This window comes from Natrononativus amylolyticus (assembly GCF_024362525.1).
Classification (GTDB): domain Archaea; phylum Halobacteriota; class Halobacteria; order Halobacteriales; family Natrialbaceae; genus Natrononativus; species Natrononativus amylolyticus.
Genome location: NZ_CP101458.1, coordinates 858,191 through 883,687, shown reverse-complemented (window position 1 = coordinate 883,687; position 25,497 = coordinate 858,191). Strand labels below are relative to the sequence as shown.

The 25,497-nt window shown below is 68.4% G+C and carries 32 protein-coding genes; 13 read left to right on the top strand and 19 right to left on the bottom strand.

Going from position 1 to position 25,497, the window contains the following annotated elements:
- Nucleotides 1–171 carry an HVO_0758 family zinc finger protein gene (locus NMQ11_RS04465; RefSeq protein WP_255170202.1) on the bottom strand — a complete coding sequence of 57 codons (171 nt, stop codon included), beginning with the start codon at nucleotides 169–171 and terminating at the stop codon, nucleotides 1–3.
- 136 nt (nucleotides 172–307) lie between these two features.
- On the opposite strand from NMQ11_RS04465, the gene NMQ11_RS04460 reads away from it, so the two are divergent.
- The 4 genes from NMQ11_RS04460 to NMQ11_RS04445 are packed head-to-tail and all read left to right on the top strand — an operon-like array spanning nucleotide 308 to nucleotide 2,940.
- Nucleotides 308–1,411 (top strand): glycosyltransferase family protein, encoded by a 1,104-nt coding sequence (locus NMQ11_RS04460; protein WP_255170201.1) that lies wholly within the window; start codon nucleotides 308–310, stop codon nucleotides 1,409–1,411.
- A 47-nt stretch (nucleotides 1,412–1,458) separates the two neighbouring features.
- Nucleotides 1,459–1,815, top strand: a complete 357-nt coding sequence (locus NMQ11_RS04455) for an SHOCT domain-containing protein (RefSeq protein WP_255170200.1) — start codon at nucleotides 1,459–1,461, stop codon at nucleotides 1,813–1,815.
- Between the two features lie 52 nt (nucleotides 1,816–1,867).
- On the top strand, nucleotides 1,868–2,356 hold the full coding sequence (locus tag NMQ11_RS04450) for a DUF7109 family protein (protein WP_255170199.1): 489 nt from the start codon (nucleotides 1,868–1,870) through the stop codon (nucleotides 2,354–2,356).
- A complete protein-coding gene (locus NMQ11_RS04445) occupies nucleotides 2,353–2,940 on the top strand; it encodes an NUDIX hydrolase (RefSeq protein ID WP_255170198.1) in 588 nt (195 codons plus the stop codon). The genes NMQ11_RS04450 and NMQ11_RS04445 overlap by 4 nt, the downstream gene beginning before the upstream one ends.
- 53 nt (nucleotides 2,941–2,993) lie before the next feature.
- On the opposite strand, the gene NMQ11_RS04440 is transcribed toward NMQ11_RS04445, so the two are convergent.
- The 5 genes from NMQ11_RS04440 to NMQ11_RS04420 form a co-directional block, all read right to left on the bottom strand.
- On the bottom strand, nucleotides 2,994–3,902 hold the full coding sequence (locus tag NMQ11_RS04440) for a 23S rRNA (adenine(2030)-N(6))-methyltransferase RlmJ (RefSeq protein ID WP_255170197.1): 909 nt from the start codon (nucleotides 3,900–3,902) through the stop codon (nucleotides 2,994–2,996).
- A 124-nt stretch (nucleotides 3,903–4,026) separates the two neighbouring features.
- Complete coding sequence (locus NMQ11_RS04435) at nucleotides 4,027–4,488, bottom strand: DUF3995 domain-containing protein (RefSeq protein ID WP_255170196.1); 462 nt, start codon at nucleotides 4,486–4,488, stop codon at nucleotides 4,027–4,029.
- 104 nt (nucleotides 4,489–4,592) lie between these two features.
- Nucleotides 4,593–5,438, bottom strand: coding sequence for a CPBP family intramembrane glutamic endopeptidase (locus NMQ11_RS04430; protein ID WP_255170195.1), 846 nt, complete (start codon nucleotides 5,436–5,438; stop codon nucleotides 4,593–4,595).
- 231 nt (nucleotides 5,439–5,669) lie between these two features.
- Nucleotides 5,670–6,644: a nucleotidyltransferase family protein gene (locus tag NMQ11_RS04425; RefSeq protein WP_255170194.1), complete on the bottom strand. Its 975-nt coding sequence runs from the start codon at nucleotides 6,642–6,644 to the stop codon at nucleotides 5,670–5,672.
- 64 nt (nucleotides 6,645–6,708) lie between these two features.
- A complete protein-coding gene (locus NMQ11_RS04420) occupies nucleotides 6,709–7,260 on the bottom strand; it encodes a SprT family zinc-dependent metalloprotease (RefSeq protein WP_255170860.1) in 552 nt (183 codons plus the stop codon).
- Nucleotides 7,261–7,404: 144 nt separating this feature from the next.
- Between NMQ11_RS04420 and NMQ11_RS04415 the strand changes: the two genes are divergently transcribed.
- Nucleotides 7,405–7,596, top strand: coding sequence for a phage terminase large subunit family protein (locus tag NMQ11_RS04415; RefSeq protein ID WP_255170192.1), 192 nt, complete (start codon nucleotides 7,405–7,407; stop codon nucleotides 7,594–7,596).
- Between the two features lie 13 nt (nucleotides 7,597–7,609).
- Here NMQ11_RS04415 and NMQ11_RS04410 read toward each other — a convergent pair whose 3' ends face one another.
- Genes NMQ11_RS04410 through trpC form a run of 4 tightly spaced genes read right to left on the bottom strand, consistent with a single transcriptional unit; the run spans nucleotide 7,610 to nucleotide 11,394 of the window.
- Complete coding sequence (locus NMQ11_RS04410; protein WP_255170191.1) at nucleotides 7,610–8,404, bottom strand: 2-amino-3,7-dideoxy-D-threo-hept-6-ulosonate synthase; 795 nt, start codon at nucleotides 8,402–8,404, stop codon at nucleotides 7,610–7,612.
- Nucleotides 8,405–8,430: 26 nt separating this feature from the next.
- Nucleotides 8,431–9,327: a tryptophan synthase subunit alpha gene (gene trpA / locus NMQ11_RS04405; RefSeq protein WP_255170190.1), complete on the bottom strand. Its 897-nt coding sequence runs from the start codon at nucleotides 9,325–9,327 to the stop codon at nucleotides 8,431–8,433.
- Nucleotides 9,324–10,604, bottom strand: a complete 1,281-nt coding sequence (gene trpB, locus NMQ11_RS04400) for a tryptophan synthase subunit beta (RefSeq protein WP_255170189.1) — start codon at nucleotides 10,602–10,604, stop codon at nucleotides 9,324–9,326. Before trpB ends, trpA begins: the two co-directional genes overlap by 4 nt.
- Nucleotides 10,597–11,394, bottom strand: coding sequence for an indole-3-glycerol phosphate synthase (gene trpC / locus NMQ11_RS04395; RefSeq protein WP_255170188.1), 798 nt, complete (start codon nucleotides 11,392–11,394; stop codon nucleotides 10,597–10,599). The genes trpB and trpC overlap by 8 nt, the downstream gene beginning before the upstream one ends.
- 94 nt (nucleotides 11,395–11,488) lie before the next feature.
- On the opposite strand from trpC, the gene NMQ11_RS04390 reads away from it, so the two are divergent.
- Entirely contained in the window at nucleotides 11,489–11,956 is a 468-nt protein-coding gene (locus NMQ11_RS04390; RefSeq protein ID WP_255170187.1) for an MGMT family protein, read from the top strand.
- Here the strand turns inward: NMQ11_RS04390 and NMQ11_RS04385 are convergent, their stop codons facing one another.
- From NMQ11_RS04385 to lonB, 3 genes are read right to left on the bottom strand one after another with little or no spacing between them, the layout of a single operon-like run.
- Complete coding sequence (locus tag NMQ11_RS04385) at nucleotides 11,957–12,304, bottom strand: hypothetical protein (protein WP_255170186.1); 348 nt, start codon at nucleotides 12,302–12,304, stop codon at nucleotides 11,957–11,959. It abuts the gene before it with no gap.
- Between the two features lie 26 nt (nucleotides 12,305–12,330).
- Complete coding sequence (locus NMQ11_RS04380; protein WP_255170185.1) at nucleotides 12,331–13,323, bottom strand: CPBP family intramembrane glutamic endopeptidase; 993 nt, start codon at nucleotides 13,321–13,323, stop codon at nucleotides 12,331–12,333.
- Between the two features lie 6 nt (nucleotides 13,324–13,329).
- Nucleotides 13,330–15,561: an ATP-dependent protease LonB gene (gene lonB, locus NMQ11_RS04375; RefSeq protein ID WP_255170184.1), complete on the bottom strand. Its 2,232-nt coding sequence runs from the start codon at nucleotides 15,559–15,561 to the stop codon at nucleotides 13,330–13,332.
- A 164-nt stretch (nucleotides 15,562–15,725) separates the two neighbouring features.
- Between lonB and NMQ11_RS04370 the strand changes: the two genes are divergently transcribed.
- Nucleotides 15,726–16,244: a nicotinamide-nucleotide adenylyltransferase gene (locus NMQ11_RS04370; RefSeq protein ID WP_255170183.1), complete on the top strand. Its 519-nt coding sequence runs from the start codon at nucleotides 15,726–15,728 to the stop codon at nucleotides 16,242–16,244.
- Between the two features lie 83 nt (nucleotides 16,245–16,327).
- Nucleotides 16,328–17,107 carry an SAM hydrolase/SAM-dependent halogenase family protein gene (locus tag NMQ11_RS04365; protein ID WP_255170181.1) on the top strand — a complete coding sequence of 260 codons (780 nt, stop codon included), beginning with the start codon at nucleotides 16,328–16,330 and terminating at the stop codon, nucleotides 17,105–17,107.
- 4 nt (nucleotides 17,108–17,111) lie between these two features.
- On the opposite strand, the gene NMQ11_RS04360 is transcribed toward NMQ11_RS04365, so the two are convergent.
- Both NMQ11_RS04360 and thsA read right to left on the bottom strand, forming a co-directional pair.
- On the bottom strand, nucleotides 17,112–17,453 hold the full coding sequence (locus NMQ11_RS04360; protein WP_255170180.1) for a HalOD1 output domain-containing protein: 342 nt from the start codon (nucleotides 17,451–17,453) through the stop codon (nucleotides 17,112–17,114).
- 92 nt (nucleotides 17,454–17,545) lie between these two features.
- Nucleotides 17,546–19,090 carry a thermosome subunit alpha gene (thsA, locus tag NMQ11_RS04355; protein WP_255170859.1) on the bottom strand — a complete coding sequence of 515 codons (1,545 nt, stop codon included), beginning with the start codon at nucleotides 19,088–19,090 and terminating at the stop codon, nucleotides 17,546–17,548.
- A gap of 196 nt (nucleotides 19,091–19,286) precedes the next feature.
- On the opposite strand from thsA, the gene NMQ11_RS04350 reads away from it, so the two are divergent.
- Nucleotides 19,287–20,102: an amidohydrolase family protein gene (locus NMQ11_RS04350; RefSeq protein WP_255170179.1), complete on the top strand. Its 816-nt coding sequence runs from the start codon at nucleotides 19,287–19,289 to the stop codon at nucleotides 20,100–20,102.
- A 168-nt stretch (nucleotides 20,103–20,270) separates the two neighbouring features.
- Here NMQ11_RS04350 and NMQ11_RS04345 read toward each other — a convergent pair whose 3' ends face one another.
- Together NMQ11_RS04345 and NMQ11_RS04340 are read right to left on the bottom strand one after the other, a co-directional pair.
- Nucleotides 20,271–21,173 (bottom strand): glycosyltransferase family 2 protein, encoded by a 903-nt coding sequence (locus tag NMQ11_RS04345; protein WP_255170178.1) that lies wholly within the window; start codon nucleotides 21,171–21,173, stop codon nucleotides 20,271–20,273.
- Between the two features lie 146 nt (nucleotides 21,174–21,319).
- Nucleotides 21,320–22,027: a methyltransferase domain-containing protein gene (locus NMQ11_RS04340; RefSeq protein WP_255170177.1), complete on the bottom strand. Its 708-nt coding sequence runs from the start codon at nucleotides 22,025–22,027 to the stop codon at nucleotides 21,320–21,322.
- Nucleotides 22,028–22,115: 88 nt separating this feature from the next.
- Between NMQ11_RS04340 and NMQ11_RS04335 the strand changes: the two genes are divergently transcribed.
- Complete coding sequence (locus NMQ11_RS04335) at nucleotides 22,116–22,253, top strand: hypothetical protein (RefSeq protein WP_255170176.1); 138 nt, start codon at nucleotides 22,116–22,118, stop codon at nucleotides 22,251–22,253.
- 112 nt (nucleotides 22,254–22,365) lie between these two features.
- On the opposite strand, the gene NMQ11_RS04330 is transcribed toward NMQ11_RS04335, so the two are convergent.
- Nucleotides 22,366–22,770: a PPOX class F420-dependent oxidoreductase gene (locus NMQ11_RS04330; protein ID WP_255170175.1), complete on the bottom strand. Its 405-nt coding sequence runs from the start codon at nucleotides 22,768–22,770 to the stop codon at nucleotides 22,366–22,368.
- A 175-nt stretch (nucleotides 22,771–22,945) separates the two neighbouring features.
- Between NMQ11_RS04330 and NMQ11_RS04325 the strand changes: the two genes are divergently transcribed.
- Genes NMQ11_RS04325 through NMQ11_RS04315 form a run of 3 tightly spaced genes read left to right on the top strand, consistent with a single transcriptional unit; the run spans nucleotide 22,946 to nucleotide 24,813 of the window.
- Nucleotides 22,946–23,227: a helix-turn-helix domain-containing protein gene (locus NMQ11_RS04325; protein ID WP_255170174.1), complete on the top strand. Its 282-nt coding sequence runs from the start codon at nucleotides 22,946–22,948 to the stop codon at nucleotides 23,225–23,227.
- Nucleotides 23,228–23,273: 46 nt separating this feature from the next.
- Complete coding sequence (locus NMQ11_RS04320) at nucleotides 23,274–24,062, top strand: MBL fold metallo-hydrolase (protein WP_255170173.1); 789 nt, start codon at nucleotides 23,274–23,276, stop codon at nucleotides 24,060–24,062.
- 43 nt (nucleotides 24,063–24,105) lie between these two features.
- Entirely contained in the window at nucleotides 24,106–24,813 is a 708-nt protein-coding gene (locus NMQ11_RS04315) for a YkgJ family cysteine cluster protein (RefSeq protein WP_255170172.1), read from the top strand.
- Between the two features lie 117 nt (nucleotides 24,814–24,930).
- Here NMQ11_RS04315 and NMQ11_RS04310 read toward each other — a convergent pair whose 3' ends face one another.
- On the bottom strand, nucleotides 24,931–25,371 hold the full coding sequence (locus NMQ11_RS04310; RefSeq protein WP_255170171.1) for a TRAM domain-containing protein: 441 nt from the start codon (nucleotides 25,369–25,371) through the stop codon (nucleotides 24,931–24,933).
- Nucleotides 25,372–25,497 lie beyond the last annotated feature (126 nt).

The following is a 25,497-nucleotide window of genomic DNA, read 5'->3' as shown; positions in this document are numbered from 1 at the left end:
CTACCGCAGCTCCTTCCACTCGGCGCCGCAGTCGGGACAGGTCCGGATCGTGGTGATCGTCTCGGGATCGTTCTTGGTTTTCAGCGGCTTGCCACAGTCGGCGCAAGTGACCCGCTCGTAGGTGTCTTTGTCGAGTTCGCCGTCGCGGAGTGCCTTTCGGACCGATTTCATGTTCGGCCACTACGAAGGAGGGGGAGAAAAAGACCGGTGCTCGCCGGAGCGGGTGTTCGCAGACGGACAGGAACGCACTCGAGGCGGGGCTGCCGGAGTCGTGGGCGTTTTTACCGTGCGCTCGAACTACCCACCGATGGAGTACGTACAGGAGCGGATCACGACGCTCCACGACCTGGGGGAGACGGGAGCGGGCTTTCCGGTCCGGCCGGCCGTCCTCGAGGAGACGGCCGTCGTCGTGCCGATGACCGCCCGCGAGCACGCCAGCCCCGCCGCCGAGGCGACGCTCGCGGAACTCGAGGTCGTCGATCCGGGTGCCGTTTTCGTCCCCGTCCGAGCGAGCGCGGAGCGCATCGGCCCGTTCCGGGAGTGGCTCGAGTCGTTCGATCTCTCGCTGCGCGTCCTCTGGTGTACCGGTCCCGGCGTCAGCTCCGTACTGGCGGAGGCCGGCCTCGCCAACGGGTTCGGGAAGGGCCGTGACGTCTGGCTCGCGCTCGGGCCGGCGGCCGCCGACTTCGAGCACGTCGTCGTTCACGACGCCGACGCCCGCAGCTACGAGGCGGGACACGTCTCGCGGCTGCTCGCCCCGCTGACGATGGGCTTCGACTTCTCGAAGGGGTACTACGCCCGCGTCGAGGACGGCCGGCTCTACGGCCGGCTCTGTCGGCTCCTCTACGAGCCGCTCCTCGAGGCGCTCGCCGACGCCCACGGCGAGCCGGTCGTCGACTACCTCGGGGCGTTTCGCTACGCGCTGGCCGGCGAGTTCGCCCTCACCGCCGACCTCGCTCGTCGGTTGCGCCCGCCGCGGGCGTGGGGTCTCGAGGTCGCCACCCTCGGCGACGCCTTCGAACACGCCGGCTTCGCGGGCACCGCCCAGGTCGACCTCGGCCGCCACGAGCACGACCACCGGGCGGTCGACGGCGAAACCGGCCTCGAGGGGATGAGCCGGGAGGTTGCCGCGGCGCTGTTTCGAGTCCTCGAGTCGCGGGGCGTCGAACCCGACTACGACGGCCTGCGGCGGCGCTACCGCGCGACCGGGGACCGGTTCGTCGACCGGTTCGCCGCCGACGCGGCGTTCAACGGCCTCGCGTACGACGCCGCGGGCGAGCGCGAGCAGATCGGCCGGTACGCCGGTGCGATCTCTCCACCGGGAGAGGATACGCGGCTCCCGGCGTGGCTCGAGGCGCCGTTCGACCCCGAGGCGGTCGTCGCCGCGGCGACGCCGTGGCTCGAGGCGTAACTCTCGGTCCCCCTACAGTTATTCGCCTCGCGCGCCTACGCCCCGGTATGGCTGGCTCCGATGACGGCTACGATCTGACGGAGATCTTCGTCGTCAAGTTCGTCCTCGCGGACGTCGTGATCATCGCCGCGCTGCTCTTTGCTGGCCCGCTGTACGCCGTCGCGATCACCGCGTTGCTGGTCGTCAGCGTCTTTCTCGTCTGGTATCTCACCCAGCGGGTCGGATCGCCCGCCGAGGACCGCGCCGAGGTCGACCCCGTCACGACCCTCCAGAACCGCTACGCCGCCGGCGAGCTCACGGAGGCGGAGTTCGAGGCGAAACTCGAGCAGTTACTCGACGCGAACGACCGGGCGACGGCCGCGGGCGTCGAGACGGCCGACCTCTCGCTCGAGCGCTCGACGTAACGCGGCCGCCGGAGCGCAAAGACTAATCCCACCGGCAGCCGTCTCTCTGGCCATGAACGCGACCGCCGACGAACTCGCCGGGGTCGTCGACCTCTTCGGCGGGCTCACCCGCGCGGAACTCGAGACCGCCCTCTCGGAGGCCGCCTTTCGGGCCGACGGGGGGTCGGTAGACGCCGACGCGGCTGACGAGGCGATCGAGGACGCCCTCGACTCGTTTGCGCTCGTTCGACACGTTCCGTCCGACCCGGCCGTCGACGAGCCCCTGCTGGTCGCCGGCCCGACGGCGTTTCCGACGACGCCCGAGCACGCCGAGGACGTCCCGCACATCCTCGACGTCGACCGGCGGCGCCTCGACCGGGACGCGCTCGGCGACAGCGCTGGCGCCCGCTTCTCTCGAGCCGTCGACGAGGCGGTCGAGGCGGGCGACGACGACCGGATCGCGGCGTTGATCGACGTCAGCTACGACCTCGAGGCGTGGGCGCCGATCGACCTCGCGGCCGAACGAGCCAGGCTCGACGAGGCGGGGTCGGGAGCCGAATGACGCGCATGAACCTCGAACCCGTCGCGGCCCACGAGCCCCGCGAGATCGACGACGAGGAACACGACGCGGCGGTCGTCGCGCCGGTGATCGACCGCGACGGCGAGGACCACCTGCTCGTCACCAAGCGGGCCGACCACCTCGGCGAACACCCCGGCCAGATGAGCTTCCCCGGCGGCGGCGCCGAACGCCAGGACGAGACGATCCTCGACACCGCCCTCCGCGAGGCCTACGAGGAGATCGGCCTCGAGGCCGACGAAGCCGAGATCGTCGGCCAGCTCGACGACATCCGGACGGTGACGGAGTACGCGGTGACGCCGTTCGTCGCCCGGATCCCCGACCGGGAGTACGAACCGGACGAGCACGAGGTCGCCGAGATCGCCGTCCTTCCGGTCGCGGCGTTTCTCGACCCCGAGAACTACGAGTACGACCGCCGGGACCACCCCTACTACGGCGAGATCGTCATCCACTACTTCCACGTCGACGGCTACACCGTCTGGGGGGCAACGGGACGGATTCTAGTCCAGTTGCTCGAGCTAGCGACGACGTTCGAGGCGCCGGAGCGGATCGAGCGTTCGCAGTACTGAGGTGGAGAAATCGCGACCAGATCGGTTTCCGGGGTCGTGAACGTCCGCCGCGATCAGGGGCAGGGTTCGACGAACGACAGCGACCCGTCGTTGCCGTCCGGAAGCACCGCGTCGGCGTAGCACGAGACGAGCCCCTCGCCGACCGCCCGACACCGGTCGATCGTTCGATCCGCGAGATTCCCGCAGAGCACGCCGCTCCCGAAGACGCCCGGGTGCGTGGCGCTGGTCTCCGGGTCGGCGAACGCGTCGACGACAATCTCGCCCGTCCACAGCCCGTACCGCTCGCCGTCGAACCCCGTCGAATCCAGCCGATCCTCGAGGAAGGCTCTCCACTGCGCTTCCTCGTCTTCCGTCTGATATCCGTACCACAGCATCGCTCGAACGCCCTTCTCGAGCAGCCGCCGGAAGAGGTCCCACCCGGTCCGGCCGCGTTCTCCGGCGGCCATCGGCGTGTACGGGTCGACGTGAGCGAACGTTCCCGCGATCTCCGCCGAGGAGGCCGTCGACAGGGCGTCGAAGAGGGTCGAAATGCCGTCGCCGTGGACCGTCGTGACGTCGGACTCCCGAACCCCGAGGGCGTGTGCGTGCTCCCGGACCGATCGAACGGCGGCCGCTTCGGTATCGCAGAACAGAAACGTCGGCCGATCCGACGACGCTCGAGTCCCCTCGAGAAGGGACATCGCGATGACGGGCGACCCCGGATAGCGGTCGAGGACTCCCTCGTCGTTTCGGTACGACTCGAGGAGCTCCGTGTAGGGCGAGCGACGCAGGACGTCGGACGCGGTCGCCCGCTCGAGGTAGCGGACGGCTCCGTACACCTGGTTCGGCTCCGGCGCGAGTTCGTACAGCCCGGAGGCGGCGTGCGATTCCCAGTACGCCGCTGGGGGTTCCATCGCCAGGATTTCGGCGAGCGGGAGGTGTTTCCAGACGTCCCCGATCTCCCCGTAGTGCGTGTACGTCATTACACCCTCCTCGAGCGGGGCCCCCATAATCCTGATTGAGCGGCGCGCTCGCGCCGCGTTCCGAATCGCGATTCGCGGGTGCTCCACGGGATGGGCGGGTTCTCACCCGCCCGCGGTTACTCGGCTACCGAAAATCCGCCGGCGTGCGTTCGGTCCGACGGCTCGACGCGGCGAGCGCGAAGAACAGCGCTCCGCCGAGCAGGAACCAAGAATCGTAGGCCGCGAGGAGAAGCGGCGTGGGTTCCTGTGACAGCACGGTCTGTGCGAGGCCGACGACACCCCGCAGCGCGAGCACCCCTCCTGCACCCCAAGCCGCGGCGTGCCAGAGCCGGCGCGGCACGACGACACCCCAGGAGCGTACGAGCGCGAGCGCGACGATCGCGGCGAGAAAACAGAGCGGGATCGCGATCAGGTTGATCGCGAGCAACACTCCCGTCATGGCGTTGCCCTGGAGGCCGAGAGTCCCGCCGACCGCCCAGTAGACGTGCGCGGCGCCGAACAGAAGCGCCCATGCGGCGGCCGCGTATCCGGAGACCGCCGCTGCTCGAGCCCGGCTCGAATACGGCCGATAACTCGTCGTACTCATAACCTCTCGAGGAGGACGGCGGTAGTATCTGTATCGGTTACCGACGGCTCGAGGATATCGCCCCTCGACCGGTACCACGGGCGGTCGCGGTCGATGACGGGGGCTCAGCCCGACGAGCCGGCGACTCGCCGCTGAAGCGTGGACGGATCGGTCCGATACGCGATCACCGCGACGGTGGACCAGACCGCGACGGCGGTCACAGCGTACAGTGCGTCGACCGATGCGTCCGCCAGAATCAGCGACGTGATGAGAACGCCGAACGAGGCGTTGAAGGACGTGTGCATGATCGCGGCGAGAAGAACGCTCCCCCGGGTCGAGTTGTACAGCCACCCGATGACGACGGACTGGCCGACGATCACGAGCGCGTAGCTCGACACCGGGATGGCCTCGAACTGGCCGCCGGGCAGGAACAGCGCCGCGTGCCACAGTCCCCAGACTACGCCGACGACGATCGCCGCCGCCACGGCCGAAACGCGCGATTGAAGCGCCTCCTGGAGGAATCCGCGCCAGCCGTAGTTCTCGACGAGATTGAAGAAAATTCCGAGCGTGACCACCTCGAGGAGGATCAAGCCGGCGATATACGGATCGACGGGAACGGGCTCGACGACGGTGCTAACGACGAGATAGGTGACTGCGGCGAGCGCGGGAAACAACCCGGTCGCGACCACGTACCACCGGACGTCGGTGCGCCAGCGAAAGCGCTCGCGAAGGAAGGCCCGGAGCCCGTCCCCGACTCGAAGGCGGCGAACGAGTACTGCGACCGCGATAAGCGGCGAGAGCGCAAATATCGCGAACAGCGTCAACGCGACGGCGGTCGGTGGCGGTTGGTCGAATACGATTTCGTAGGTGGCAGAGGGGTTGCCGGCGATCCATCCGAGCGCGAGCGCGATCGCCACGAACACTCCGATATCCCGCGGCCCGACCGGAAGTCGTGGGATCGGTGGGACCATGGAGGTCCTCCACGCGAACTGGTATATTAATCACTCTGGTACTATCCGCTCCCCGAACTCGACGCGAGTTGCCCCTCGAGACGACCGGTCGATTCGATACGCCCCGTTTCACGAGGTGCCGTTACCGACACTGACCACTGGCGGGTTCCGACCGCTCTCCGTTCGCGGGGATCGACGGCGCTGAGACACTCATCGATAGCCAGCGCCTCGATGAAGGAGACGGTAGAGGCCCTACTGTGACGGTTCGTTCGTGATCGTCGTGTGGGCACCGATCAGCGCCCCCGCGAGGTCCATCTTCTCGAGGTGGGTTCCCTCGTCGATGATCGACCGCCGGATGTCCGCGTTCCTGACCGTGGCCTCCGGAAAGATAACCGCGTGGTCGAGGTTGCTGTTCTCGAGGGTCACCCCGCTCATGACGTGGACGTTCTCGCCGATCGTGACGTTCTCGAGGGTCGCCGTCTCGTCGACGAGCGACTCGCCCTCGAGGTGCCAGGAGACGGCCTCGAGGTAGCTCTCCGGGGTGCCGATGTCGAACCAGGCGCCCTCGAACGTGTAGGCGTAGGTGGGCTCTCTGTTCTGGAGCCACTGGACGAACCAGCCGGGCTCGTCGGGGTTGTTGTCCTCGGCGAGGTACGTCGAGAGCAGCGAGAGCGAGTCACGGGGGAAGGCGTAGCAGGCGATCGAGACGAGCGTGCTCTTGGGGTCGTCTGGTTTCTCCTGGAAGTCGACCACCCGGTCGCCCTCGAGTTCGACCAGCCCGTACGATTTGGCCTTCTCGCGGGAGCCGACGTCGTAGGCCGCGAGCGTCGGCGCTCCTTTCGACTCGAAGTAGTCGAGGAAGTCCGACACCGCGAAGCTGATCAGGTTGTCGCCGGCGATCACGAGCAGGTCGTCGTCGACGCCCTCCCGGTCGACCAGCTGGGCGAGCGCGCCGACGACGCCGAACTTGTCCTCCTCCTCGCTCGTGTCCTCGACGGAGAGGGTTGGCTTGTCGAACTCGCTCTCCGCGAGGTGGCTCTCGAAGCTCGCGGCGAAGCGCTCGTTGGTCGAAACGAACACCTCGTCGATCCGGTCGTCGGCCTCGAGTTCCGCGAAGATCCGGTCGATCACGGTCGACTCGCCGACGGGGAGGAACATCTTGGGCCGGTGTTTGGTGATCGGCCACATCCGGGTCGCGTATCCGCCAGCCAGCACGACGGCCTTCATGTCTCGGCGTTCACCTGCGGTATGTAAGTCACTTGCCCTTTCGTGACCCCTCGCTGCGTCCTCCTCACCACTCCTCGCCAAGCGCCGCCTTCGCCCCGCCGTAGCCGGCCGCCGTTTTCCAGCTCCGCCCGCTCGAGACGTGCTCGACCTCGTAGTCGCCTCCGCACGACCCACAGCGGTAGTTCTCTGGCGTGCGAACGGGTTTCGACGCCTGATGGCGACGGCTCTCCCAGGTACACTCCCCTCCGAGACACCGCAACAGGTACCGGGGGTCGGTGAACGCCTCGCAGTGGCGCGGCGCCTCGAGCCGTCGCGCCTCCCGCCGAAACCGCTCGCCGTGGCCCGACTTCCCGTGGCGCTGGAACTCCCAGGCGTGGACGAGTTCGTGGCGAACGACCGCGGCGAACTGCGCCCAGTCGTAGGCCTCGTAGGCCCGCCGCGAGAGCACGATCGTCGCCACCTCGCCGTCCCACCGGCAGGCGCCCGCCCGCCGCTTCGCCCGGGCCGAGACGGCCCACTCGAGGCACTCCCAGTCGACGTCGATGGCGACATCTCGGGCGTGAATGCGCGCGCGGGCGACGATCTCGTCGTCGACCGTCAGCGACTCGTCGGTCACGGCCGGCAGAACGATCACCGAAACCGAAGCTCTTGCGCTTCGGCCCGAGAAACCGGTCGGAACGCGTGTCCGTCAGGTCGAAAAACATCCCGATCGATCGCCGCGAACAGGCTTTTTACCCGCTCGGCGACTAGCGCCGACGCCATGACTCACCCCTCCTCCGTTCCCGACCCCGACGTCCGAAAGCGCGTGTTCTTCTGTCCCCGCTGCGGGCACGCCAGCGACATTGACGGCGACTGGTCCGTCCGCAGGGAGGCCGAGCGCGCCGTCCTCTCCTGTCCCGACTGCGAGGCGGTCGTCACGACACACCCGCAGCCGTCGCCCGGCGCGGCCTGATCGTCGCTTCCGCTCAGGCCTCGAGCGCCAGCCCCGCCTCCCGCAGCGCCTCCTCGACGGCGAGGTCGTCGTGAACGATCCCCGAGACCCCGCGCGTGATCGCCTCCGGGTCCTCGTGCTGGAAGATCGACCGTCCCATCGAGACGCCCGCCCCGCCAGCGTCCATCACGCCGCGGACCATCTCGAGGGTCTCTCTATCCGTCCCCTTCGAGCCGCCGGCGATGACGACGGGCAGACGCGTCGACTCGACGACGTGCTCGAAGCTCTCGGCGTCCCCGCTGTACCCCGTCTTGACGACGTCGGCACCGGCCTCCTCGGCGAGGCGGACGGCGTGGCCGAGCGCCTCCGGATCGGTGCTGTCGACCTCCGGGCCGCGGGCGTACGCCATCGCGAGAACCGGGATGCCGAAGCGGCCGGCGTCGGCGGTGAGCGCCGCCAGGTCCTCGAGCTGGTCGGGCTCGTGTCTCGAGCCGACGTTGATGTGCAGCGAGACGGCGTCGGCGCCGACGCGGATCGCCTCCTCGACGGTGGCGGTCATCCGTTTGTCGTTCTCGTCGGGGCCGATCGCCGTCGAGGCGTTGACGTGGACGACGTAGCCCGCGCCGTTCTTGTTCGGGTGGACCCGCGGGGCGATCCCCTTCTGGGTCAACACGGCGTCGGCGCCGCCGCGTGTCACGCCGTCGATCGTCGATTCGATGTCTTTGAGGCCGGTGACGGCCCCGAGGGTGATTCCGTGGTCCATCGGAACGACGAGGTACCGCCCGTCCGTTCCGATCCGCTCGAGTCGCGCGTCGATTCCTGTCTCCATCGTGTGAACGTGTAGCAAACTTCCGATTAAGGCTGTTCCGGTTCCGGTACATCTGCCCCCCGGCGCGCGCCCGCCTTGAGTTCGCGGGCCTTCGCCTCGAGATCCGCCGCGGGCGTCTCGCTCGTCGCGATGATGTCCACCAGGGCGCTGCCGACGATGACGCCGTCGGCGCCCGCCGCGACGATCTCGGCGGCGTGGTCGCCCTCGCTGACGCCGAAGCCGACGGCTTTCGGGACGCCCGCGTCGTCGTACGCCTCGAGTCTCGCGAGGCTGTCGTGGGTCGCCCTCGAGACGTCGCCGCGAGCGCCCGTGGTTCCGAGCCGGGCCTGGACGTAGGCGAACCCCGACGCCCGATCCATGATCCGCTCGAGGCGCTCGCCCGCGGTCGTCGGCGCGACGATGAACACGAGATCGAGACCGTGGTCGTCGCAGGCCGCCCGGAGCGGCTCGGCCTCCTCCGCGGGCAGGTCGGGGACGATTATCCCCGACAGGCCGGCGTCGGCGGCGCGCTCGACGAACGGGCGGACGTCAGCCCCCGGTTCGGAACCGTGCTGCAGAATCATGTTGTAGTACGTCATCACCAGCAGCGGTGCTTCGACGGAGAGCGAGTCCACGAGGTCGAAAAAGCCCGCAGGCGTGGTGCCGGCCTCGAGCGCGCGGTTGATCGCCGCCTGGATCGTCGGCCCCTCGGCGATCGGCTCCGAGAACGGGAGCCCGAGTTCGATCAGATCCGCCCCACCGCGGTCCAGGGCCTCGACGTACTCCTTCGTCGCCTCGAGGGAGGGATCACCCGCGGTGACGTAGGCGATGAGCGCGGGGTGGTTCTCGCGGATAGCGCGCTCGATGTCACTCGCGGGTCGTGTTACTCCCCGCTCGTCATCTCGAGGCTCTCTCTCCTCCGGTCGTCGATCCTCGCGGGTCACTGTTCGAACACCTCCACGTCCGGCGCGGCCTCGAGATCCCGCTTTTCGGTCTCCTCGAGCACCGTTTCCAGGTCTTTATCGCCCCGCCCGGAGACGTTCACGACGACGAGCTCGCCGAGTTCTTCGTGAGCTTCTGCTCGCGGCTCGTCGCCGCTCGCTCGTTCCGCGGCGGTCCCCGCCGCGCGCTCCAGGTAGGCGAGGGCGTGGGAGGACTCGAGGGCCGGAATGATCCCCTCGAGCCGGGAGAGCCGGTGGAAGGCCTCGAGTGCCGCGTCGTCGTCGACGCTGTCCGGCGTGACGCGGCCGGTGTCGACCAGATTCGAGAGCTCCGGGCCGACGCCGGCGTAGTCGAGGCCGGCGCTCACGCTGTGTGACTCCATTATCTGGCCGTCCTCGCTCTGGAGGAGCTTCGTCATCGCGCCGTGGAGGACGCCGTCGCTCCCCGTCGAGAGGGTCGCGGAGTTGGGCGCGACGCCCGCTTCGGCGTCGATCTCGAGACTCGAGCCGCCGGCTTCGACGGCGTACAGCCCGACGTCGGAATCGGGAACGAACGCGTGAAACGCTCCCATCGTGTTCGAGCCGCCGCCGGCGCAGGCGACGACGCTGTCGGGGAGTCGCCCCGCCCGCTCCAGCACCTGCTCGCGGGCCTCCTCGCCGATCACGGACTGGAACTCCCGGACCATCTCCGGAAACGGGTGCGGGCCGACGACGCTCCCGATCACGTAGTGGGTCGTCTCCACGCTCCCCGCCCAGTCGCGCATCGTCTCGTTGATCGCCTCCTTCAGGGTGCCCCGCCCCGTCTCGACGGGGGTCACCTCGGCGCCCAGCATCCGCATCCGGTAGACGTTCGGCCGCTGGCGGTTGACGTCGGTGCGACCCATGTAGATCTCACAGGGCATCTCGAGGTGAGCCGCCGCCATCGCGGTCGCCGTACCGTGTTGGCCCGCGCCCGTTTCGGCGACGATCCGCTCTTTGCCCATGTACTTCGCGAGCAGCACCTGGCCGAGCGCGTTGTTTAGCTTGTGGGCGCCGCCGTGAACCAGGTCCTCGCGCTTGAGGTAGACTTCCCGACCGTAGCGCTCGCTCAGCCGATCCGCGCGCTGGAGCGGCGTCGGTCGCCCGCCGAACTCGCGCAGGCGCTCGCGAAACTCGTCCACGAAGCCGTCCTCGTTGCCGAGAACGTAGCGTTCGTAGGCGTCTTCTAACTCCTCGAGGGCGGGCATCAGCGCCTCGGGAACGAACTGTCCGCCGTACCGTCCGAAACTCGATTTACTCATCGTGTACCAGTCTCCGCGTGTTCTCGCGAACCGCTGCCGGCGTCGCCGCGCTGTCGCCGCGCTCGTGTCCCATGATCGCGCTGCCGACGAGCAGGGCGTCCGCGCCCGCCTCGCGCATCCGGGCGACGTCCTCGGGGGTCGAGACGCCGCTTTCGGCGATTAGGGTGACGTCCTCCGGAACGAGCGGCGCGACGCGCTCGAAGGTCGCCAGGTCCACCTCGAGGCTGCCCAGGTCCCGGTTGTTCACGCCGACGATCTCGGCGCCGGCCTCGAGGGCGGCCTCGAGTTCGGTTGCGTCGTGAACCTCGACGAGCGCCTGGAAGCCGCGCTCGCGGGCGGCCGCGAGTAGCGTCTCGAGGTCCTCGGCGTCGTCCTCCTCGAGAAATCGCACGATGAGCAACACCAGGTCGGCTTCGACGACGTCGAGGTGGTCCTCTCGCAGGACGAAGTCCTTGCGGAGCACCGGCACGTCGACGGCGTCGCGGATTCGCGCCAGCGCCTCCGGCGTGCCGCCGAAGTGCGTCGGCTCTGTGAGCACCGAGATCGCGCTCGCGCCGCCGTCGACCATCGCCCGCGCGAGGTCGACTGGGTCGCCCCGGCGGGTGCCGTCGGTCGTCGGACTCGTCGGCTTCACCTCGGCGATCACCGGCACGCGGCCGTCGGCCGCGGTGTCGGCGAACGCGTCCGCGATCGGCCGCGCGTCGACCGAGATGCGGTCCCCGCCGGTGCGCTCCCGTGCGGCCTCGAGGATGGCCCGGACCGCGGGATCGACCTCCAGTTCAGATACCATTGTTGTACAACGACGTACTCATCTGTACAAAAACCTTGCGGCGCGGGGACCGATCCGGCGAATATTCAAGTCCGCGCCGCGCTTGCAACGCCGCATGGAGGACGTAACGGACGCGGGGATCTACGCGCGGGAGTCGTCGTATCTCGAGTCGGTCGTCCAGGTCGGCGTCGCCAGCGGCCGAGTGTTGAGCGTCTCGTTTCCGAATGCCGCCGATCCGGACGCGGAGGACGACCATCCGGTTCTCGAGCGGCTGTTCGAGTACCTCGAGGGCGTCATCGAAGTCGAGTTCGACGACGTCCAGGTCGCCCTGACGGTTCCGACCGACCAGCGGCGGGTGCTCGAGCAGGTGCGGGCGATCCCCTACGGCGACGACATCGACGTCAGGACGCTCGCGCGGATGGCCGGGCTCGACCCGGAGAGCGACGAGGACCTCACCCTGGTTCGGACGGCGCTCGCGGAGAACCCGGCGCCGATCCTGATCCCCGACCACCGCGTCCGCGACGGACCGAGCGCGGCCCCGCCGGCGGTCGAACAGAAGCTGCGGTCGCTCGAGGAGCTGTAGTTAGTTGTCGATCCAGACCGCGTAGACGTAGAGCGCGATGCCGGCGAACACCGCGAGCGTCGAGACCGTCTCGAGGAGCGGAATGCCGGTAACCAGCCAGAGCAGTTGCGCGATCCCGCCCGAGATCAGCGAGAGCCCCGCCGCGCCGATCGGCGCCACGGTCCCGCGGGCTTGCTGGTACAGGGCGGCACCGATGGCGATCGCCAGGAAGCCGAACAGCAGGTGGGCCGCGATAACGGCGAGCGGGGTTCCCGTCACGTACCCGAAGATCAACAGAACGAAGTAGAGAAGGATTCCTGCCACAATTCCCCGGTACACCGTCTCCGGAATCTCGTTGAGGCCTGCCATGTCTCGACCGGAGGGGGGCTCCGCTCTTAGCTTCCGGTGGTTTCGCCCCACTCGATTCCGAGCCCCTCGTGGACGGCGAACTCGAGGGCGTTGATCAGGTAGTGGGCGACGACCACGACGAGCAGGCTCCCGGTGTAGATGAACAGCGCCGCGAGCACGAAGCCGAGCGCGCCGGTGACGGCGACGCCGACCGGCCCCTGGACGCCGTGTCCCAGCGCGAACGCGACCGAGGAGAGCACCGCGAGCAGCCACGGCGAGAGATCGAAGCCGACCGAGAGCGCGCCGATCAGCGCGGCGCGAAACAGGAACTCCTCGAAGAACGCGATCAGTGGCAACACGACGAACAACAGGACGAGCCAGCCGCCCCTCGAGTCGGGCGCGAGCAGTTCGCGGAGTTCCTCGTCGTGGTCGAACCCCAGCCGCGTCGCGCTCGCCGAGCCGAGTTCGTTGAGCGCGTACAGCCCCAGGCCGGCGGCGGTACCGACGGCGAGGCCGGTCCAGAGGTACGACGCCGAGAACTCGACGCCGAGCGCCGCCGCCGGCACTGCGGTGTACACCGCCGCCGCCACCAGCAGGACCGCGAACACCCCCTGCGAGAGCGCGACGTTCGCCAGCAACATCCCCGTCGAGAGGTCCGTCTCGAGGCGGGTGTCGTCGGTCGCCGCGCCGGCCGGTCGAGTCTCGAGAGAGACGCCGTCGCCGGCGAGTTCCGTGCTGGTTGGCTCGGGATCCTCGGAGCCGGTGCCGGTGAGAGCGGGGCCGTCGGGATCGACGACCGCTCGCCCGTTCTCCGCGGCGGTCTCGCTCGAGGCGTCACCGACCGTCGCGGCGGCGTCTTCGGGCGGTTCGGGTGGTGCGCCGCCGCTGGTGGGCGCGTCGTCTACCGTCTCCCGGTCGGCCGCGGCCGCCGCTTGCCGGTCGTCAGCGCCGTCGAGCGTCGACTGGGTGAGGTGAGAGAGTGCGAGTAAGAGCACGAGGACGACGCCCGAAAAGCCGGCGAACGCCGCCCACTGGGTCATCGGTGGCTACTGCGGGCTCGGGTTCGAGCCGCCGGTGCCAACCTGACCCTGTCCCTCGAACGCCGAGCCGGTGATCTGCTTTAAGCGGTCGAGCAGCGAGTCCTTCTCGGGTTCGCCGATGAGGGCGACCTCGAGCACCTCGCTGATGTTGTCACAGGGGATGATCTCGATCATCTCCTTGTACTCGTCTTCGATCATCACGTCCTGTTCGTTCGTCTTGGGGATGATGACCTTCGTGCAGCCGGCTTTCGCGGCGGCCTCGATCTTGTGGGTGACGCCGCCGACCGGGAGCACGTCCCCTCGCACGGAGAGCGAGCCGGTCATGGCGACCGACTGGTCGACCGGGATGTCCTCCAGTGCGGAGATGACGGCGGTCGCCACCGTGATCGAGGCGGAGTCGCCGTCGACGCCCTGCTGGCCGGCCTGAACGAACTGGATGTGGACGTCCTTCTCGGAGAGGTTGACGTCCGAGAACTTCTTGATGATCGCCGAGACGTTCTGGACGGACTCCTCGGCCATCTCTTTGAGCTGTCCCGTGGCGATGACCTGACCCTGACCCTGCGCGGGCGCGATCTCGGCCATCACGGGCAGCATGATCCCCGAGTCTTCGCCCATGACGGCGAGTCCGTTGACCCGGCCCTCGACGCCGTCCTGGGTGACCTGCAGCTCGTAGTCCTTGCGGCGCTCGATGTAGTCGTCGGCGAGTTGCTGTTCGATCGAGCGCGAGCGGTCTTTCGCCTGCAGGACGTGGTCGCGAGTGGTGAACTCGGCGTCCTCGGCGCGGGCGATGTCGCCGGCCACGCGGACGAGTCCGCCGAGGTTTCGGAAGTGAAGCGTCAGGTGCTCCTTGCGGCCCGCACGGCGTTTGGCCTCGAGGATGACCTCCTCGACGGCCTCGCGGGTGAAGTGGGGGAGTCGCCCGTCGCGTTCGACCTCCTGTGCGATGAACCGGGCGTACTTGCGGCGCATCTCGGGGGTGTCGTCGATGGTGTCGTCCATGTACACCTCGTAGCCGTAGCCCTTGATCCGCGAGCGCAGCGCGGGGTGCATGTTCTCCATCGCGTCCAGGTTCCCCGCCGCGATCATGATGAAGTCACAGGGGACGGGCTCGGTCTGGACCATCGCGCCCGAGGAGCGCTCGGACTGGCCGGTGATGGCGAACTCGCCCTCCTGGATCGCGGTCATCAGCTTCTGCTGGGTGCGGACGTCGAGCGTGTTGATCTCGTCGACGAACAGCACGCCCTTGTTCGACTTGTGGATCGAGCCCGGCTCGACGCGGTCGTGAGACGGCGTCTCCATGCCGCCGGACTGGAACGGGTCGTGGCGGACGTCGCCGAGCAGTGCCCCGGCGTGGGCGCCCGTGGCGTCCTCGAACGGCGCGGTGCGCTGCTCGCCGTTGTTGACGATCATGTTGGGCACCATCGCGTCCGTGCCGCGGGAGGTGTAGCGGAAGATCAGCCAGACGATACCCGCAGCGAGGATGCCGAGCAGGATGTTGGTCGTGAGGATGGCGTACCCGATAATGATCGCGATGATGATCCACATCAGGATCGAGCGCATCTGGTTGCGCTTTCGGGCCTCCTCCTTGTGGGCGTCGATGATCTGTTCGCCCTTGCCCGCGGGGACGGTGCGGACCTTCGGCTCGTTGCCGTCGTCGGGGTTGTGGTAGACGAGAACGTCCTGGAGGTCCTCCTTCGGGAGCAGCTGGCTCATCGCCTTCGCCAGCATCGACTTCCCGGTCCCCGGCGAGCCGATCATCATCACGTGGCGCCGTTGCTTGGCCGCCTTGATGATGATGTCTCGAGCCTCGTCCTGACCGATGACCTGGTCGACGAGGCGATCCGGAACCTCGATGTCGCCCGTCGAGTCGATCTTGAGTCCCCCCAGCAGATCGTCCTCGGCGATCGATTCGTCGATCTCCACCTCGGGATCGACCTCGACGGTGCTGCCGAGATCCTCGACGGTTTCGACGTCGTCCTCTTCGTCCCGTTCGGCGGACTCGTCGGTTTCCGACTCGAGTCCGTCTCCCTCGAACGGGTCGTCACCACGGTCGTCTGCCTCCTCGAGTGGCTCGTCGGTTTCGACGGCTGCCTCCTCGAACTGGTCGTCGACGTCGGCCCCGTCGCCGGGCTCCTCGGGCGGCGACCGGGTCTCCTCCGAACGCCGCCCGGACTCCTCGGTGGGGTCGTCCCGGACGGCGTCTTCGGGGGCGTCGTCAACGTTCGTATCGTTACTCATAGAACTCTGTTCAGTACCGGAACCGAAGGGATTGCGACTGATATACTTTCTCCCTTCGTGGTACGCTCGTCGCCGCCGTCGAGTCTCGAGACGTCCGAATTCGGCGCTTCTGAGCGCCGGGACACCTCGCCAGTCTTAAGAGTCCGAGGCGCGAGCGTTCTGCCATGACGCGGGGGTTCTACATCGGGCGCTTCCAGCCCTACCACAACGGCCACCACAACATGGTCGAACGGATCGCCGAGGACGTCGACGAACTCGTGTTGGGTATCGGGAGCGCCGGCGACTCGCACTCGACGCGAAACCCGTTCACCGCCGGCGAGCGCATCATGATGATCACGAAGTCGCTCGTCGACTACGACCTCGTCACCTACGCCGTCCCGATCGAGGACTTAGAGCGCAACTCGGTGTGGGTGAGCCACGTCCAGAGCATGAGCCCGGACTTCGACGTCGCCTACTCGAACAACCCGCTCGTGATCCAGCTCTTTCGCGAAGCGGGCGTCGAGATCCGCCAGTCGCCGATGTTCAACCGCGAGGTGCTCGAGGGAGCCGAGGTACGCGAGCGGATGATCGAGGACCGCGACTGGGAGGCGCTGGTGCCGGCGGCCGTCGTCGAGGTCGTCGAGGAGATAAACGGCATCGAGCGCATCCAGATGGTGAGCGACTCCGACGCCAACGGGACGTAGCGCGCGGACTCGAGACGGCTGCGAGCCACCAGGGATGCGCCGAAAGCCGATCCGTTTTCTCTCCTGCCGCCGTACCTCGCCACATGATCACGCTCTCTTCGGATTTCGGGACGCCGTACCCGGCCGCGATGAAAGGGGTGATCGCCGCGCGCAGCGACGCCCGGCTGGTCGACGTCGCCCACGACTTCCCCCGCCAGGACGTCCGCGCGGCCGCGTTCTGGCTCCGCGAGGTGCTGCCCTACTTTCCGCCGGCGACCCACCTCGTCGTCGTCGACCCCGGCGTCGGCACCGGCAGGCGGGCGCTCGTCGCTCGAGCCGGCGATCACCTCCTCGTCGGTCCGGACAACGGGGTGCTCGCGCCGGTCGCGCGTCGGCTGGCCGACGGAGCGACTGCCGGCGACGCGGCCCGTCGTCTCGAATGGTACGCGATCGACGATACCGGCGCCGCGAGTTCGACGTTCCACGGCCGGGACGTCTTCGCGCCGATGGCGGCGACGGTCCACGACGCGGGCGTCGGCGCCCTCGAGAGCCTCGCGGGTCTCTCGGCGCTCTCGGACCCCGTCGATCTGACGCTCCCCGAGGCGGCGGTCGAGGGCGGCCGCGCCGAGGGAGAGGTGCTGGTCGTCGACGACTTCGGCAACGCGATCACGAACGTTCCCGGGGCGTTCCTCGAGGGCAGAATCGCCGTGCTCGCAAACGGCGAGCGGGTGCCGGCCGTCGAGACGTTCGCGGCGGTCGACCCCGGCGAGCGGCTTGCCACCGTCGGCAGCCACGGCTACGTCGAACTCGACGTCAACCGCGGTCGCGGTGACCGCGCGTTCGGGCTGGACGCCGGCGACCGCGCCGTCCTCGAGTCGATCTGAGCGGCTACTGTGGCTCGATGACGACCTCGCCGTCGGCGTACACCGTCACCGAACAGCCGGCGAACCGGAAGGCGACCGATCCCGAACCGGCGCGCTCGCGGTTTCGCCAGGTACAGAACAGCTCGTTCAGCGCGTCCGGATCGATCCGCGATGAGAGTTCCTCGAGCTCTTCGGGTGGCGTGTCGACCGCCCTCGAGACGCCGAACAGGACGGCCGTGCTCACCGGCTCGTACGTCCGCTCGTCGAACCAGAGGTGGTAGGTCCCCCGCTCGTCGTCGTAGTAGAGCGATCGGCCCGCGGCGTCGCCGACCCTCTGTAGCCGATCCCTCGGGAGCCGTCCGGACATGTCTTGATACGGGTATTGGTAACTATTAACACTGTTGCCTGAGTGAGACTGTTCGCGGCGCTGTCTCGAGAAAAAACGGGAGCGTTGCGGCGTTACTCGGCGGCGATGACGTCGTCGATGCGGACGATCATCGTCGCGGCCTCGGTCGCGCTCTCGACGGCCTCGCGCTTGACGTCCGCGGGGTCGACGACGCCGAACTCGACGGGGTCGTCGATCGTGACGGTCTCGCCGTCGGTGATCAGGCCGGCGCGGCCCTCGGCCTCGTGGGCGGCCCGGAGGTCGACCAGCGAGTCGATCGGGTCCTGGCCGGTGTTGGCGGCGAGCGTGCGCGGGACGATGTCGAGGGCGTCGGCGAACGCCGTCACGGCGAGCTGCTTGCGGCCCTGGATCGCCGCGGCCTCCGAGCGGATCTTGTCGGCGATGGCGATCTCGCTCGCGCCCGCGCCGGGGACGACCTCGCCCGACTCGAGGGCGGTCGCCACGACGTCCAAGGCGTCGCCGATGGTGCGCTCGAGTTCGCTGACGACGTGTTCGGTGCCGCCGCGGACGAAGACGGTGACGGACTCGGCTGCCGCGCCACCCTCGACGAACGCGAGGTCGTCGTCGCCGAACGTCTCGGTGCGGATGCGGTCGGCGTGGCCGAAGTCGTCCTCCTCGAGGTCGGCGAGCGCGCCGACGCGGCGGGCGCCGGTCGCGGAGGCGATCTTGCGGGCGTCCTTGTTCCCGAGGTCCTCGAAGGCGAGGACGCCCTCGTTGGCGAGGAACGAGGCGACGCGGTCGTCGATGTCGTCGGTGGTGAACACGACGTCGACCCCGCTGTCGGCGAGCGTCTCAGCGTAGCCGCGGAGTTCGCTCTCCTCGGCGTCGAGGGCGGCGTTGAGCTGGTCGATCGAGTCGATCGAGTATTCCGCATCGATCTCGCCGGTGCGGACGCCGAGTTCGACGTCGAGGATCGCGATCGAGGCGTCCTCGACCTCCGACGGCATCTCGTCGTGGGCGGGCTCCTCGTCGATGACGATGCCGGGGATGAGTTCGGTCGCCGAGGAGGAGGCGCCGACCTGCGTGTGGACCGTGACGTTGTCCCGCTCGACGCCGTCGTCGCTGGCGACGTGCTGGATCGCCTCGACGACGGTCTCGGCGAGCTGGTCCGCGGTGAGGCCACCGGTTCCCTTGCCGGTCATGCTCGACTCGGCGACCTGCTTGAGCACCTCGTCGTTGACGTCGGCCTCGAGGACCTGCTCGTCGATCGCCTCGAGGGCGATGCGGGCGGCCTCGTGGTAGCCCTCGACGATGGTCGTCGCGTGGACGTCCTGCTCTAAGAGGTCCTCGGCCTCGCCGAGGAGGTTGCCGGCGAGTACCGCAGCGGTCGTCGTCCCGTCGCCGACCTCATCCTCCTGGGTTTCGGCGACTTCGACGATCATCTGAGCGGCGGGGTGTTCGATGTCCATCTTGTTGAGGATGGTCGCGCCGTCGTTCGTGATGACGACGTCCCCGCTCGAGTCGACGAGCATCTTGTCCATGCCGCGCGGGCCGAGTGTCGTCCGTACGGCCTCAGCGACGGCCTTGCCGGCCATGATGTTCGACGACTGGGCGTCCCGCCCCTGGGTTCGCTGGCTGTCCTCGCTCAGGATGAACATGGGCTGTCCGCCCATGCGTCGCTGTTGTGCCATTGTTGAATCCTCACTAAGGTATCGTCAGCACTTCTATATAAATGTTTCGTCAGCACCTCGCTCCCCTCTGGCGATTCCCGTGTGAACGACCTGCACACGAGCGGCGAACGAACGGCGCTGCGGCCGGTAGCACAATATGGAATGGGTCACAACTCCCGACCGAATGCTCGAGCTGGAACACGGGTTTCGCGTCGTCGACGTCCACGCCAGCCTCTCACCGGACGAACAGGGGCGCACCCGTGGACGGGCCGTCTCGCCCGACAGGCTCGAGCGCGAGATGCACCAGGCCGGCGTCGTCAAGGCCGTCGTCTTCCCGGAGGCGACGCCGGAGACCAGTTACGTCGCGGCGAACAACGGGGTCGCTCGCCTGAGCGTCGACCGCCCGTTCGTCCCGTTCGCGCGCATCAACGGCTTCCGGTCGTCGCGAGTGGGGCCGCGGAGCCGGTTCCGGGACGCCGTCCGACGGCGGGACGCCCACCACACGACGCCGCGCGACGTCGAGCGATACGGCTACGACGACCGCTTCCAGGGGTTCGTGCTCGATCCGACCGTCGACGGCCTGCCCGAGGAGGCCGTCCTCGAGCGCCTCGAGGACGTCGACCTGCCGCTGCTCGTTCGCGGCGGCGTCGACGCCCCGCCGGCCCGCCTCGCCGAGACGCTGCTCGGTCGCTCGTTTCCCGTCGTCGTCGCCCACTTCGGCGGCTTCCCCCTCGACCGGTCGCTGATGAACGAGATGGTCGACCTGCTCGACGAGTACGACTGTTACCTCGATACGAGCTTCGTCCGGTACCGGGGGGTGCTCGAACGGGCGCTGCTCGAGCACCCCGATCGGGTCTTCTTCGGCAGCGGCGCGCCGGCGTGTCACCCCGACGTGGCGGTGATGGAGGTGCTCACGCTCGACGTCTCGGAGGACAAGCTCTGGCGAGCGTTCTCGAAAAACGCGTGTCGGGTGATCGGCGCGCTCGGCCCCGACGCCTGATAGACATCTGGTCATACTTCACTCATCAGGCGGTGTCCGGAAGGGGGACAGACACGCTCGCAAACGGCCCATCCGGAGGGACGGTGAACGGACCATGACCGGATGGATACCGTCGGTGACGGCCACCAATTCGCGACCGGCTGCTCACCGGCCCCGTTCGACGGGATACTACCGTCGGTCGTACACTCTCACGGCACGGTCGCGCCGCGCCGAGACGCCGTTCGGGTTGCGCCGCTCCGTGCGGTCCCGGTACCGCGCCCGGAGCCCGTCCCGAAACCCGCCGAGAGCGTTCGTGAGGACCGCCGTTCCGTTACCGAACCAGCCGGTCGGCGTCGCCTCCCCGGTGACGACCGCGCGCGTGCTTCCGAGACCGTCTCGCAGGGCGCTTCCGGCGGTTCGGGCGACCGCCGTCGGCCGCGGCCCGTAGTTCTTCGCCAGCCGGTAGGCGAGCGAGCGGTAACGGTCACCCCAGTCCGGGGTCGCCCGCCCGCCGTCGGTCCCGACGTCGCGTCTGACGGCCATCTCCGCGCTCCAAGTGACGTCGAACTCGAGGGCGCCGAGCCGGTGGGCACAGTCGCGGGCGCCGCCGACGACGAGGTACTCGTCGAAGCCGTCGAGCGCCTCGAGTGCCGCCCGCGAGAGGGCGACGTTGTCGCCGTCGAACGACGCTACCGTTCGGCCGCCGACGCTCCGTGACGTCTTCGGGTCCGACTCGTGGGCGGGTTCGCCGGAGACGGGGCCGGTGACGACGTCGGCACCGGCTTCGGCCGCCGTCTCGATCGCCTCGTACCAGGCGGCCCTGATCGCGTACTCGTCGCGCAGGAACGCGATCACGTCACCCGTGGCGTTCGCGATGCCGGCGTTTCTCGAGACGTTCGGGTTGCGTTCGGAGATCTCGACGAGCACGTCGACGTCGTCCCGGTCGCGGACCGCGCCGGTCGTCCCGTCGGAGGAGGGGCCGTTGACGACGACGACCTCCGTCCGAGCGGGCGTTCGCTCGCGCAGGGCGTCGAGACACGCCAGCAGGGGCTCTCGGCCGTTCAGCGTCGAGACGACTACCGAGAGCTTCATACGCGGTGGTAGATCAGCCCAACGGTAAAAAGAGGCGGGGTTCGAGGCGCCCGCTCGCGCAGGCTCGCCCGAAGCCGTCCGCACCGCGTCGGTTTCGGGCGTCGCGTGCGGGCAGTGTGTAACCCGTTTCAGGTGGTACTCCAGGTTTACCGAACGCGAGCGTTCCAGTAGGAGACCGACGCGAGGTGGTCCGAGGCCGGGAACTTCCCGACCGCACGGTCGAGCGTCCGGATCGGCGACGCGAGCACGTTCGGAATCGATCGGTACGCGCCGTAGGGAACGATGAAATCATCCTCGACGTCGGTGAGCGTCAGATCGGTCTTCGCCAGCAGCACGCTCACCTCGCTCTTGGAGTAGAGCCGCGAGCCCATCGGCAGCGCCCAGTTGTAGACGCTCCGCGCCGAGAACCGGTTGAACGTGTCGAAGACGATCTGGTGCTTCGAGACGCGTCGCATCTCGCTCAGGAACGCCTCGGGGTCGTCCGCGAGGTGGAAAAACCGCATCGCGACGACGGTATCGAAGTGATCGTCGGGGAACGGAAGTCGTCCGGCGTCACCCCGGAGGAACTCGAGGTTCTCCGAAACCCCCGCGGCCCGCGCCTTCGTCCGCCCCTGCTGTAACATTGCGGCCGAAATGTCGAGTCCGACGACGTTCGCACCGCGCGCTGCGAGCATCACCGTAAACCGCCCGGTACCGCAGGCGATTTCGAGTACCTTCTTGTCCTCGAGGGGCATGATCGCGTCGAGCACCGCCGCCTTCTCCCGCCGGTCGATCAGCTGCCCGCCTCGAGAGAACCGCTTTTCGTCGTACTCCTCGGCGACGTCGTCGGCCTGGTACCACTCCTGTCCTTTCACACTGGGCGCAACTACACTGTCCGGAGGATAAAACGATACTGGAGTCGGTCGGAGAAGGTCTTTGTCCCTCGGTGTCATACCACACACTATGCCCACGTGCAAGCGCTGCGGCGCGACGCTGGCGACCGAGGAACTCGTCCGTCACGAGGACGCGGATATTCTGCTGGTCCACTGCCCGGAGTGTCGCGGACTGATGGGAACCTACCGCGAACCGGGGCGGTTCTGAGACCGTCGGACGGAACTCGGTGAGAGGTCCGTTGCGAATCCATGGCGTCACTACCGGGGACACACGCGAGCGACTGACCGTCGAACAGTTCTGTCCGACAGCACCACCGCGACTACCGCGAACTCGTCACGACGCGGTCGGGACGGATGCGGAGGATCACCCGCTCGCCGACCTCCTCGCCGTGGTGGGGATACTCCTCCTCGCCGAAGTACCGCTGCGTGAGTCGGTCGATCTGTTCGACCGCCCCCTCGGTCGTGATCTCCTCGACTACGCCGCGAATCGAGAGGTAGCGGTAGGGGTCTTCGGGATCGGGAATCGACAGCCCGACCTTCGGTTCGCGGGCGACGTTGCGCTCTTTCTGCCGACTCCGAGCGGTGTTGACGAGGACGTACCCCGCCTCGTCCCGGTCGATCCAGACCGGCGTCACCTGCGGGGTGCCGTCGGGCATGATCGTCGCGAACTGGGCGAACGTCTTCCGGTCGAACAGGTCGTCGTACTCCGCCGGGATCGACTCCATACCTGACCAACGAGACCGGCCGACACATAGTACCGACCGAAACGATTCGCTCGTCCGCAGTAGCCGTCGCCCGTCTCTCCCGTACTAGTATGGCATTTTAACACCTATTACAACTTCAATTGTATGAACCTCCATATAGGGAACGTTTACCAGTGTGGTCGCGCCTGAGGTCCGTATGAGCATGAGTACCGCAGACGACCCCAACGCAGTTGCCGAACAGACGCTGTCCGACGCCGAATACCGGGAGCGTCTCCGTGATCTCCCCCCGAGTGCGAAACTCGTCGCGAAGGTTCTCGAGTCCGACTCGCCGCTCTCTCAGGGCCAACTCGCCGAGGAGTCGCTGCTTCCCGACCGCACCGTACGCTACGCGCTGAACCGCCTCGAGGACGTCGACCTCGTGAGCTCCCGCTACAGCTTCCGCGACGCGCGCAAGCAGGTCTACTACCTCGCCCGGTAACGGCGCCGTCGACACACACTTCTCTGCGCTCCAGAAACGCTCCCGCATGGAGGTCGCCCGCTGTCCGGTTCCCGTCGACACGTACGCCCCCGGTGGAGCCACGAACGCCTACGTTCTCGGCTCGAGGCCGGCCGTCCTCGTCGACCCCGCGGGCCGAACCGCAGACCTCGACCGCCTCGTTCGCGAGGGCGAAATCGCCCACATCGTCCTGACTCACACCCACCCCGACCACGTCGGCGCGGTCGCCGACTACGCCGCGGAGACCGGTGCGACCGTCTGGGCGCGACGAGGCCGAACGGCACAGTTCGCCGCGGCGACGGGGATCGAACCCGACCGGTGCTACGACTCCGGAACGCGACTTCCACTCGGTGACGATGCGGTCACGCTCCTCGAGACGCCGGGCCACGCACCCGAGCACACGGCGGTCGTCGCCGGCGAGGGCGGCCCCGTCCTCTGTGGCGACTGCGCCGTCCGCGAGGGAAGCGTCGTCGTCGGCGCCCCGGAGGGCGATATGCGCGCGTACCTGAGCACGCTCCGGCGGCTGTGGGCGACGAACCCGCCGCGGCTGTACCCCGGTCACGGCCCGGTAATCGACGACCCGCGCGGGACCTGCGAGCGCCTCATTGCCCACCGTCTCGAGCGCGAGCGCCGGATCGAAGCGGCCGTCGACGGCGGCGCCCGCACGCTCGAGGCGGTGCTGGACGCCGCCTACGAGAAGGACCTCGCCGGGGTTCGCGACCTCGCGCGGGCGACCGTCGTCGCCCACCTCGAGAAGCTGGCCGTCGAGGGCGCCGTCGGGTGGGACCCCGCCCGCGAGACTGTCGCCCCGCGCTGAGGCAGAGCGGCGGACTTTTCCGCGCTCGCCCCCGAATCCGGTCGTGAACTCCCTCGAGACCGACCTCGAGCGCGCCCGCGACCTCGACGTTCGCCAGCTGGCCGACGCCATCGAGTCGATCGGCTTCGAGTGCACCCGCTGTGGCGCCTGCTGTAAGGGACTCGAGGAGGAGCACACGGCCACGGTGTTCCCCGACGAGGTGCGGGAACTCGGCGAGGCGACGGCCGAGAGCGGCGAGTACGACTGGCGCGACGTCGCCCGCCCGATGCCGTACGGACTCGAAAACGGCGGGGGTGAAACCTTCGAGTGGGCGCTGCAGACGGACGCCTGCGGCGACTGCGCCTTCTACGAGGAACGCGACGGCACCGGCGCCTGCGTCGCCCACGAGAACCGACCGTTGATCTGTCGGACCTACCCGTTCAGCGTCGCCTTCGCGAGCGACGGCTCGCCCGACCGGACCAGCCAGCCGATGGGCGAGGCCGTCGACAGCGTCGCACTCGGAGCGAACCGGGAAACCGGCGGTGAGGCGGCGACGGTTCGCGCCCACGAGTGCGAGGGGCTCGGCCGCGACATCTCGCGGACCGACGCCGAGGAACTGGCGCGGGCGCTCAAAGAGCGGGCCGTCCGCGACCTCGAGGAGGCGATCGGCGTCCGGGACAACTACGTGCCCGTCGATCGCGGGGCGGACGCGGTGGTCGTCCACGACTCCGAGGGCGCCAAACGGATCGACGGAACGCGACTCGAGGAGTAATCGTCTCGTCCTGCCCCGACGCGCTCCGTCGACGGAGAGCCATCGCTCGCGTACTGCGAGGGTACAGTCGTCACTGGACCGCCGCGAACGGGCCTCGCGGGAGATCCGCGGTCGGACCTAGAAGGTCTCTTCGATGATCTCGCCGACGGCGAAGTTCGACTTGACCTCGCTGATCTCGACTTTGACCCGGTCGCCGACCTCCGCGCCGGGGACGATGATGACGTAGCCGCGCTCGACGCGCGCGATGCCGTCGCCCTGCTTGCCGATGTCCTCGATCTCGACGTAGCGCGTTTCGCCGACGTCGACCGGCGGCTGGGGCTCCGACGGCGCGCTCGAGCGCTGTCGGCTCCCCGAGGCGGCGTCGGCGCTCGAGTTCGCCCCACCTTCGGCGGTCGCGCCCGCGTCGCTCTCGCGAGAGATCAGTGCCACACGGTAGACCTCGCCGGGGTCGATGTCACCCGTTTCGACCTCTTGTCGGGGAATTTCGATAACGTATCGGTCGTCTTCTTCCGAAACGTCCGTGCTGAACAGACACAGGAGTTTTTCAGATATTTCCACAGGTAGACCCTCAGGTTCCAGTCAGACTCTCATCCGTAATAGAACTACCGACCGGTGGGACCCGAAGACGGAGCAGGCGCCCCGCTCGAGCGGGAACTGCGGCGTCTTCGCCACCGTCCACATCCC